Below are 10425 nucleotides of genomic sequence, written 5' to 3' on the forward strand. Positions count from 1 at the left end.
GATGGAGGTTTTGCCGCCTGTGCACAACGTACGGTTTTGCCAATGCTGCCATGCAGCAAATGCATGCCTGAAGCCAGCCAGCCTGCCTTGTTTACCTCTGATTAACCTTCATAAAATTGATACGATACATTTGTTAGCGATCACGCTGCATCTGCGAAAAACGTCTGTTTCGAAAGATTTAGCCTGCTGATGGCTTCGTTTGAGGAAGGGGGTGTTGAGGCCCGGGCTTCTATGCTTCATGCTGTCAGGCACACAAGACACAGGTTTCTCACATGCCCGTCACCCGCGAAGCGATCCTTACGGCAATCTCTGATATCCCCCTGCCGCAGGGCGGAACCTTGGGTCAGGCCGACCTTGTCCGGGCGGTGACGATCGAAAACGGCACTGTACGATTCGTCATAGAGGTGGAGAATGCGGCCACGGCCAAGGCGATGGCACCGGTCGAAGCCGAGGCCCGGGCAAGGTTGGAAAGCCTGCCCGAGGTCGAGAAGGTGCAGATCGTCATGACCGCCCCGGCAAAGCCGGCACCTCCCAAGGCGGTATCGGGTCAGGCGCCTTCCCTCAAGATCGGCGGTCATCCCACCGCACAGGCCGGGCCGCAGGCGATCCCGGGCGTACGCCACATCCTTGCCATCGGATCAGGCAAGGGCGGTGTCGGCAAATCGACAGTCACCTCGAATCTGGCCGTGGCTCTTGCACGGGCGGGGCGCAAGGTGGGATTGCTGGATGCCGATATCTATGGTCCTTCGCAGCCGCGCATGATGGGGGTTAGCGGCCGCCCCGCCAGCCCGGACGGTCAACGTATCGAACCGCTGCATTCCCATGGGGTCACGGTCATGTCGGTCGGCCTCATGCTGAAGGAAGGGGAGGCGCTGGTCTGGCGTGGTCCAATGCTGATGGGGGCGCTGCAGCAGATGCTGCAGCAGGTGAACTGGGGCGAACTTGATGTCCTTCTGATCGACCTGCCTCCGGGAACGGGCGATGTACAGCTGAGCCTGTGTCAGAAGGCGCCGGTGTCGGGCGCGATCATCGTGTCGACCCCGCAGGACGTGGCGCTGCTGGATGCACGCCGTGCCATCGACATGTTCAACAAGCTCAAGACCCCGGTCCTGGGATTGATCGAGAACATGTCCAGCTATGTTTGTCCCAACTGCGGGCATGAGGCTCATCTGTTCGGCCACGGAGGCGTGGCGGCGGAAGCGCGGGCGCTGGATCTGCCGTTTCTTGGCGAACTGCCGCTGGAACTCGAAGTCCGGCTGGCCGGCGATTCGGGGCGGCCCGTCGCCTTGGGTGAAGGAGCCGTGTCCCAAGCGTATGCGCGTCTTGCCGATCGTCTGATTCAAGGCGGATTGGCCTGAGTCGGCGGTCTGGGAAACAGCGGGATCCTCGGGAAAGCATGGGACAGGCACCGTCCCCACCTCTCGCTTTCGTGATGTGCCGTGATCTATCTGCAGGAATTTGCGCGGGCCGTCTGAAATTGAGCTTGCCTTGCATGGAACTGTGCCGAAAGGGCCGCAGAACCAAAAATTCTTAAATTTTTTCAATCCTCCAGATGTGGTGGATTCCCGCCGATGCGCCACCATTTGTGGAACGAAATCGGGCGGTTGTTTTCGTCTTCATGATTCGGCCGGGCGTTTGTTCCATGGCGAACAATGGCCTGTACCGCAAGAAGACCGTTGCTTCCCATGAATTCCCATGTCACAACCAAATCACGAAAACGGGCAGCAAAAGGGGCGAAAAGACCCCGCGAAGGCGAAGCAGACTTCATACAGGCATCCGTTTTCCAAAATAGCCGTCCCGTGCGTGCGGGCAGCACCTCCCCCAGGTGGCGCGTGTCCGGGACGGCAACCAACCCCGCAAAGGGGCCCGGGTAACGGGAACGAGGGCGGCGGATCGGGCAGTGGCAGCGGCCCGATCCGCCCTTTCTCTTTCGGCTGATCGGAAGAGCAGGCAGTGAGGGCGGGCGCAAGGTGGCGCGGAAGTTCAGAGGCACCGAAACCGTCAAGGTCGATGGCAAGGGCCGCATGTCGGTTCCGGCACGCCTCCGCCGCGTGTTCGATGCCGGAGACCCTTCCTTTGCAGGATCGAATGCCGGACGCACCCAGCTGGTGGCCGTTTATGGTCCGGACTGGTGGAACTGGCTCGAGCTTTACACCATCGAAGCCATCGAGGAAATCGACGCGCAGATCGACCGCCTGACGCGTGGCAGCCAGGAACGGCGCTGGCTGGAGCTGCTGATGAACGGGCAGTCGACCGATCTCGAGATCGACCGTGAGGGACGTCTGGTCCTCCCCGCCAAGCTCCGCGACAAGCTGGGCTTTGCCGAGGGGACCGAGACGATCTTTGAATCGCGCGGCGATTATATCCAGGTTTATCACCCTGACTCGCGTCCCAAGGACGTCGAGGCGCTGGAGGATTTTGCCGCCAGCAAAGGCCCCGAGTTCGATCCCCGCGCCTTTCTTCACAAGACCGACGAGGGATAACCCATGACCGACCCGCATATCCCCGTCCTGCTGAACCCGCTGCTGCGCGCCGTGGCGCCGGTCAAGGGTGTCTGGCTGGATGGCACATTCGGTGCGGGCGGTTATGCCCGCGGGCTGCTGGAGGCCGGCGCCGATCTGGTCATCGGGGTGGATCGCGATCCGTCGGTCTTTGCCATGGCCGATGCCTGGAGCGGCGCTTATGGCGAACGGCTGCGCCTGGTCGAGGGGACCTTTTCGGACATGGACCGGCTGGCTGGCCAGCCCCTGGACGGGGTGGTACTGGATCTGGGCGTCAGTTCGATGCAGCTGGACCAGGCCGAACGCGGGTTTTCCTTCCTGCGCGACGGTCCCCTGGACATGCGGATGGGGGGAAACATCCCGTCTGCCGCCGATCTGCTGAACAGCGCCGACGAAGCCGAGATTGCCGACGTGCTTTATCATTTCGGGGAAGAGCGCGCCGCGCGGCGCATTGCCCGGGCCATTGTCGCGGCGCGGCCCTTGTCCCGCACCGCCGAACTGGCGCAGATCGTCGCCAGCTGCCTGCCGCGCCCGAAGCCGGGGCAAAGCCATCCTGCCACGCGCAGCTTTCAGGCGATCCGCATCTGGGTGAATGACGAATTCGGGCAGCTGGTTGCCGGGCTTTCGGCTGCCGAACGGGCGTTGAAGCCCGGCGGGCAGCTGGCGGTCGTCAGCTTCCATTCGCTTGAGGATCGCATCGTCAAGCGCTTCATGCAGGCGCGGGCCGATGCGGGCGGGGGCGGCAACCGCTATGCCCCGGTCGAGGCCAAACTGGATCCCGCCTTCACCTTGCCCTTCCGCCGCGCCATTGGTCCCGATCCTGACGAACTGGACGTGAACCCGCGCGCGCGCTCGGCCCTGCTGCGCGTGGGCGTGCGGACCAGGGCCGCTGCGGGCACGGTGGATGCAGCAGCGCTGGCCATGCCGCGCCTGCCTGGCAGGGGGGCTGCCTGATGCGCTCGGTCACCTATCTGGCCTGTGCATTGGTGGTCATGGCACTGGCGTTCTGGGCGTATCGCGAGAACTACGCCACCCAAGCCTCGATCGGGGAAATGGCGCAGGTCCAGCGCGAGATCGCAAACCTGCGCGAGGAACTGGGCGTCCTGCGGGCGGAATGGGCCTTTCTGAACCGCCCCGATCGGCTGCGCCAGCTGGTCGACCTGAATTTCGAGCGATTGCAACTGGTTCCTGTCGAAACCGGACAGTTCGTCGACCTCGACCACATCGATTACCCGAAGCCGCCCGCACCCCCTGAAACCGAGACCGATCCCCTGACCACGGAGTCCCAGCCATGATCCGCACCCCTCTGCGCCCCTTGGCCCGCATCCTTCGTGCCCGTGAAATGGGCGACAATCCGGACGATATCGAGGCGGAAAACCGGCGTCGCCGGCACGAGCAGATGCAGGATCGTGCGCGCCGCCGGGCAGAGGGGCGGCTGATGCTGATGGCGGGTTGCTTCATCCTGGCCTTTGGAACCGTCGGTTTGAGAATGGGCGCCCTGGCCTCCAGCCAGCCCTCCGAACCGCGGGCACAGGTGCTGTCGGCTCAGATCATGTCGCAGCGCGCCGACATCACGGACCGCCGGGGCAGGGTGCTGGCCACGAACCTGCTGACCCATTCGGTTTATGCGCACCCGCACCAGATGATCGACCCGGTTGGCGCCGCCCAAGGGCTGGCGCGGATCTTTCCGGACCTGGAGGTGGAACGGCTGACGCGCGACTTTACCGGCGGGCGCAAGTTCATGTGGATCAAGCGCAAGATCAGCCCCGAACAGATGCAGGCCGTCCATGACCTGGGGGAACCCGGCCTGCTGTTCGGACCGCGCGAAATGCGCATCTATCCCAACGGCGACATCGCGAGCCACATCTTGGGCGGATCCGGCTTTGGCAACGAGGGCGTCGCCAGCGCCGAGGTGATCGGCGTGGCAGGCGTGGAAAAGGCCTTTGATGCCTGGTTGCGCGATCCAGCGAACGAGGGGGCGCCGCTGTCCCTGTCGATCGACCTGACGCTGCAGCAGGCGATGGAGGACGTCTTGTCCTCGGGCATGAACGTGATGAACGCCAAGGGAGCCACGGGCATCCTGATGGAGGTCGCCTCGGGCGAGATCCTGGCCATGGCAAGCCTGCCGGATTTCGACCCCAACGACCGCCCCCGCCCGCTGCTGAAGGGGGATCCGTCCGACAGCCCGTTGTTCAATCGCGCGGTTCAGGGTCAGTACGAACTGGGATCGACCTTCAAGATCTTTCCGGTTGCGCAGGCGCTGGACCTCGGGCTGATCAACCCGTCCAGCGGGATCAATGCCAAGGCGCCGATGCGCATCGGCAAATTTCTGATCAATGACTTTCACAACTATGGCAGCCAACTGAGCGCGACCGACGTCATTGTGAAGTCCTCCAACGTGGCGACGGTGCGGATTGCCCAGATGATCGGTGTGGATCGTCAGAAGGACTTCCTGCAGAAGCTGGGCCTGTTCGTGCCGACAACGATCGAGATGGTGGAGGCACCGACGGGCCAGCCGCTGGTTCCGCAGCGCTGGCCGGCCGTGACCTCGGCCACGGTCAGCTTTGGCCATGGCCTTGCGGCCAGTCCGCTGCACTTGGCCGCTGCCTATGCCACGATCGCCAATGGCGGCAAGCGCGTGACGCCGACGCTGGTTCATGGCCGCCAGCGCAGCGAGGGCGAGCAGGTCCTGTCGCCACGGGCTGCTGCCATGGCGGTGGACATGCTGCGGCAGGTGGTGACGCGCGGAACGGCGCGACAGGCCGAAGTGCCGGGTTACGAAGTCGCGGGCAAGACCGGCACCGCCGACAAGCCGCGTGCGTCCGGGGGGTATTACAAGAACAAGGTCATCGCGACCTTTGCTTCGGTCTTTCCGGCCCGCCACCCCAAATATGTGCTGATTGTCGCGCTGGACGAGCCGACGGCCTCGGTGGGCGGCGGTGCGGAAAGCCGCACGGCTGGCCATACCGCCGTTCCGGTCGCGGCCGAACTGATCCGCCGTGTCGGTCCGCTGCTGGGGCTGGAGCCGATCAGCGACGAAAAACTGCCGACGATCACCGCTCGCTTTGCACCTCGTGTTGAACCGGGCGAAGGGCCTGAGATAAAGCTCGTCGCAAATCAATGACGGGTGGGACTGTGAACAAGGACGAGGTAACGCTGTCGCAGCTGGGGCTGCGGGCACGCGACGGGCGCGACCCGGCCATTTCGGGGCTGTCCATCGACAGCCGCACGGTCAGGCCGGGCCATCTGTTTGCCGCGCTGCCGGGATCGGCCGTGCACGGCGGAGAGTTCATCCAGTATGCCCTGCGCATGCAGGCCGCGGCGGTCCTGACGGACCGCAAGGGGGCGGAGATCGCGTCCGAGGTCCTCTCCGGCTGGGAGGGCGCGGTTGTTGTCGCCGAGGATCCGCGCGCAGCCTTGGCCGGCGCGGCTTCGCTGTGGTATCGTGACCAGCCCGATCATGTCGTTGCCGTCACCGGTACCTCCGGCAAGACCAGCGTGGCCAGCTTTACACGCCAGATCTGGCAGGCGCTGGGCCACAAGGCCATCAGCATGGGCACGATGGGGGTCGAGGGGGACTATCATGCCAAGCTGGCCCACACGACGCCCGACCCGCTGACGCTGCACCGCCTGCTGGCGGAGGCCACGGCCGCGGGCGTTACCCACACCGCGATGGAGGCCTCCAGTCACGGCCTGGACCAGCGTCGCCTGGACGGGGTGCGTGTGGAAGCAGGGGCGTTCACGAATTTCAGCCAGGACCACTTGGATTATCACGCCGGCTTTGACGAATATTTCGCGGCCAAGGCTCTTCTTTTCAACCACATCCTGCAGGACGGCGCTTCTGCCGTCATCAACGTGGACAGCCCGCGCGGCAGGCAGATGGCGGATATCGCCAAGGATCGCGGGCTGGCGCTGACAACCGTCGGCCAGAACGAGAACGCGATGCTGCGCATCCTGGGCCAGCGCTATGATGCAACGGGGCAGGACCTGCGCTTTTCGGTGATGGGGCAAACGCATCTGGTGCGGCTTGGGCTGATTGGCGGTTTTCAGGCCGAAAACGTCCTGGCTGCCATGGCGCTGTGCCTGGCAACGGGAGACTCTGCCGAAAGCATCCTGCGCGTGCTGCCGACACTTTCGACCGTGCGCGGCCGGATGCAACTGGCGGCGCAACGTGAGAACGGCGCGGCGGTCTTTGTCGACTATGCCCACAAGCCCGGAGCCGTCGTGGCCGCCCTGCAGTCGCTGCGCCCGCATGTGATGGGCCGTATCGTATGCGTGATCGGCGCCGGCGGCGACCGCGACCGGGGCAAGCGCCCCCTGATGGGCGAGGCCGCCCGCGAGCATGCGGATGTCGTCATCGTCACCGACGACAATCCGCGCACCGAGGATCCCGCCGCCATTCGTGCGGCCGTTCTGGAGGGCGCAGGTCCGGATGCCACGGAAGTGGCCGACCGGGCCGAGGCCATTCTGCGCGGAGTGGATGCACTGCTGCCGGGTGACGCGCTGCTGATCTGCGGCAAGGGCCATGAAACCGGCCAGATCGTCGGTCAGGATGTTTATCCCTTTGACGATGCCGAGCAGGCATCGGTCGCAGTGGCGGCATTGGACGGACGCATATGACCCTCTGGACGGCGAAGGAGGCAGCGGCCGCGACGGGTGGCCGGCTGCAGGGTGACTGGGCCGCGACGGGCGTTTCGATCGACACGCGCACGATTGCGCCGGGCGATCTGTTCGTGGCGCTGCAAGCGGCGCGTGACGGACACGAGTTCGTGGCGCAGGCGCTGAACAAGGGAGCGGCAGCCGCACTGGTCAGTCGCATCCCCGACGGCTTGCCGGGTGACGCGCCGTTGCTGATCGTGCCGGATGTGCTGGGTGCGCTGGAGGATCTGGGCCGTGCCGGTCGGAGCCGGACGCAGGCGCGCGTCATCGCCATTACGGGATCGGTGGGCAAGACATCGACCAAGGACATGGCGCGGGCCGCGCTGGCGGGGCAGGGGCTGATCCATGCCGCCGAGGCCAGCTACAACAACCATTGGGGTGTCCCGCTGACCTTGGCGCGCATGCCTGCGGACACGGCTTTCGCAATCATCGAGATCGGGATGAATCATCCCGGCGAGATCGCCCCCCTGTCGCGCATGGCCCGTCCCCATGTGGCGATGATCACAACCGTCGCCGCCGCGCATCTCGAGGCTTTCGGCGCCATCGAGGGCATCGCAGAGGAAAAGGGTGCGGTCTTCGAGGGGCTGCAGCCGATCGGGACCGCTATCCTGCCCGAAGATCTGACAGTGACCCAGATCCTGCGCGACTGCGCCGATCGCGCGGGCGCAGTGGTCGTGGGTTTCGGCGAGCATGGGATGGCGCGGCCGGTGCGCATCCAGACGACGGGGGATGCACTGACCTGCCGTGCGCGAATCATGGGCGAGACCCTCGATTTCACCTTGGCCACCACGGGCCGGCATTTCGTCATGAATGCCGTAGGCGTGCTGGCCGCCCTGTCGGCCGGGGGTGCGGATCCGGCACAGGCGGCGGCGCGACTGTCGGACTGGCAGCCCCCCAAGGGACGCGGCGCGGTGGAGGATCTGGGCAATATCCGCCTGATCGACGACGCGTACAACGCCAATCCCACCTCGGTTGGCGCCGGCCTTGCCACGCTGGTCGGGTTGGACGGCGCGCGCCGGGTGGCCATTCTGGGCGACATGCTGGAACTGGGCGTGGACGAGGTGTCCCTGCACCGTGCGCTGGCCGATGATCCGGCGATGGCGCAAGTGGATCTTGTTCATGCGGCTGGTCCGCTGATGCGGCATCTGCACGAGGCGCTGCCGGAGGCGCGCCGTGGTCTTTGGACCGAAAATGCCGCCGAGCTGGCGCAGCGGGTGGGCGATCTGGTTTCCGCGGGTGACGTGGTTCTGGTGAAAGGATCGAAATCCTCGCGGATTTCCATGGTGGTCGAGGCGCTCCGCGCCGGAACTGCCCAAGAAAAAGGATAATGCCATGCTGTATTGGCTCAGCAACCTGTCCGAGGGCGGGGATTTCTTCAACCTCTTCCGGTATATCACCTTTCGGGCAGGGGCATCGTTCTTCACCGCCCTGTTCTTCGGCTTCATCTTTGGCCGCCCGTTGATCGATTACCTGCGCAAGGTCCAGAAGAAAGGCCAGCCGATCCGTGACGACGGCCCGCAGAGCCACCTGGCAAAGGCGGGAACGCCCACGATGGGCGGGCTTCTGATCCTGTCGGCGCTGTTGTTCTCGACATTGCTCTGGGCGCGGCTGGACAACGGCTATGTCTGGATCGTGCTGCTGGTCACGGTGGGCTTTGCCGGCATCGGCTTTGCCGATGACTATGCCAAGGTCAGCAAGCACAACACCAAGGGCGTCAGTTCCCGGGTCCGGATGGGGCTGGGGCTGATCATCGCGTTCTTGGCGGCCCTGACGGCGTCGCTGATGCACCCCGACGCGCTGACGAACCAGCTGGCGCTGCCTTTCTTCAAGAATGCGCTGGTCAATCTGGGGCTGCTGTTCGTTCCTTTCGGGATGATCGTCATCGTGGGTGCGGCCAATGCCGTGAACCTGACAGATGGTCTGGATGGGTTGGCGATCATGCCTGTGATGATCGCGGCCGGCACCCTGGGTGTGATTGCCTATACCGTGGGGCGCGTGGACTTCACCGAATATCTGGGTGTGCATCATGTCCCCGGCTCGGGCGAGATCCTGATCTTCGTGTCGGCCCTGATCGGCGGCGGCTTGGGATTTTTGTGGTACAACGCGCCTCCGGCGGCCGTCTTCATGGGCGACACGGGCAGCTTGGCCTTGGGCGGCGCCTTGGGCGCGATTGCCGTCGTGACCAAGCACGAGATCGTGCTCGCGATCGTGGGCGGCCTTTTCGTGGTCGAGGCGCTGAGCGTCATCATTCAGGTGCTTTACTTCAAGCGGACCGGCAAGCGTGTCTTCCTGATGGCTCCCATCCACCACCACTTCGAGAAAAAGGGCTGGGGCGAAGCGCAGATCGTGATCCGCTTCTGGATCATTGCGCTGATCCTGGCGCTGATCGGGCTTGCCACGTTGAAGCTGCGCTGATTTTCATTCCAAGCCATCTTTATCAGGCGGCCGGCACGATTATTTGCCGGCCGCGATATCAGGAGCGATTCCATGATCCCTGTGCAGGGCGTTGAAGAACAGACCATCGCCGTCCTCGGGCTTGGCCGTTCGGGCAAGGCAACGGCGGCTGCCTTGGCTGCGGGTGGTGCCCGGGTCGTTGCATGGGATGACGGCGTGGACACGCGCGAGGCTGCGGCCGCCGACGGTCTGACCATCGTCGATCTGAGCCGTGACGCTGCCTGGCAGGGCATTTCGGCCCTGATCGTCAGCCCCGGCATTCCCCATCTTTATCCGCGGCCTCATCCGGTTGTTGCCAAGGCCTATGAGTTGGGAGTGCCTGTCGACAACGACATCGGCCTGTTCTTCCGCAGCTATGCCACGGCCGAATGGGAAGGGTTCGACAGGGCCCCGCGCGTGATTGGGGTGACGGGATCGAACGGCAAATCCACCACGACCGCATTGATCCACCATGTGCTGGATGTTTGCGGCCGACCCACGCAGATGGGGGGCAACATCGGCACGGGCGTCTTGTCGCTGGAGCCGGCGATCGATGGCGAGGTGGTGGTGCTTGAATTGTCCAGTTACCAGACGGATCTGGCGCGGGCACTGACGCCCGACGTGGCCGTACTGACCAACCTGTCGGCCGATCACCTCGACCGTCATGCGGGACTGGGAGGTTATTTTGCCGCCAAGCGGCGCTTGTTTGCGGAAGGCGGACCCGACCGGGCTGTTGTCGGCGTGGACGAGGTCGAGGGCTTGTATCTGGCCAACCAGCTTTCCATGGGTCCGGCCGATGATCGCGTCATCCGCATTTCGGCGGCGCAAAAGC

10 protein-coding genes are annotated in these 10425 nt (G+C 64.6%); 9 read left to right on the top strand and 1 reads right to left on the bottom strand.

Going from position 1 to position 10425, the window contains the following annotated elements; translation table 11 throughout:
* Positions 1–272: 272 nt before the first annotated feature.
* Positions 273–1358, top strand: coding sequence for a P-loop NTPase (locus ACLHHB_RS16115; RefSeq protein ID WP_410219296.1), 1086 nt, complete (start codon positions 273–275; stop codon positions 1356–1358).
* A gap of 182 nt (positions 1359–1540) precedes the next feature.
* Here the strand turns inward: ACLHHB_RS16115 and ACLHHB_RS16120 are convergent, their stop codons facing one another.
* Positions 1541–1768, bottom strand: coding sequence for a hypothetical protein (locus tag ACLHHB_RS16120; RefSeq protein WP_410219297.1), 228 nt, complete (start codon positions 1766–1768; stop codon positions 1541–1543).
* A 202-nt stretch (positions 1769–1970) separates the two neighbouring features.
* On the opposite strand from ACLHHB_RS16120, the gene ACLHHB_RS16125 reads away from it, so the two are divergent.
* The 8 genes from ACLHHB_RS16125 to ACLHHB_RS16160 all read left to right on the top strand — a co-directional run.
* Entirely contained in the window at positions 1971–2483 is a 513-nt protein-coding gene (locus ACLHHB_RS16125) for a division/cell wall cluster transcriptional repressor MraZ (protein WP_410219298.1), read from the top strand.
* Between the two features lie 3 nt (positions 2484–2486).
* Entirely contained in the window at positions 2487–3455 is a 969-nt protein-coding gene (gene rsmH, locus ACLHHB_RS16130; protein WP_410219299.1) for a 16S rRNA (cytosine(1402)-N(4))-methyltransferase RsmH, read from the top strand.
* Entirely contained in the window at positions 3455–3796 is a 342-nt protein-coding gene (locus ACLHHB_RS16135) for a cell division protein FtsL (protein WP_410219300.1), read from the top strand. Before rsmH ends, ACLHHB_RS16135 begins: the two co-directional genes overlap by 1 nt.
* Entirely contained in the window at positions 3793–5625 is a 1833-nt protein-coding gene (locus tag ACLHHB_RS16140; protein WP_410219301.1) for a peptidoglycan D,D-transpeptidase FtsI family protein, read from the top strand. The genes ACLHHB_RS16135 and ACLHHB_RS16140 overlap by 4 nt, the downstream gene beginning before the upstream one ends.
* Positions 5622–7121, top strand: a complete 1500-nt coding sequence (locus ACLHHB_RS16145; RefSeq protein WP_410219302.1) for a UDP-N-acetylmuramoyl-L-alanyl-D-glutamate--2,6-diaminopimelate ligase — start codon at positions 5622–5624, stop codon at positions 7119–7121. Before ACLHHB_RS16140 ends, ACLHHB_RS16145 begins: the two co-directional genes overlap by 4 nt.
* Positions 7118–8488, top strand: a complete 1371-nt coding sequence (gene murF, locus ACLHHB_RS16150) for a UDP-N-acetylmuramoyl-tripeptide--D-alanyl-D-alanine ligase (protein ID WP_410219303.1) — start codon at positions 7118–7120, stop codon at positions 8486–8488. Before ACLHHB_RS16145 ends, murF begins: the two co-directional genes overlap by 4 nt.
* A 4-nt stretch (positions 8489–8492) precedes the next feature.
* The gene (gene mraY, locus ACLHHB_RS16155; RefSeq protein WP_410219304.1) at positions 8493–9575 is read left to right on the top strand and encodes a phospho-N-acetylmuramoyl-pentapeptide-transferase; all 1083 of its coding nucleotides are present in this window, start codon (positions 8493–8495) and stop codon (positions 9573–9575) included.
* Between the two features lie 72 nt (positions 9576–9647).
* Positions 9648–10425, top strand: a 778-nt coding sequence (locus ACLHHB_RS16160) for a Mur ligase family protein (protein ID WP_410219305.1), incomplete at its 3' end; no start/stop codon positions are given.

Origin of the sequence: Paracoccus sp. (in: a-proteobacteria) (assembly GCF_046462195.1) — a bacterium.
Taxonomy (GTDB): domain Bacteria; phylum Pseudomonadota; class Alphaproteobacteria; order Rhodobacterales; family Rhodobacteraceae; genus Paracoccus.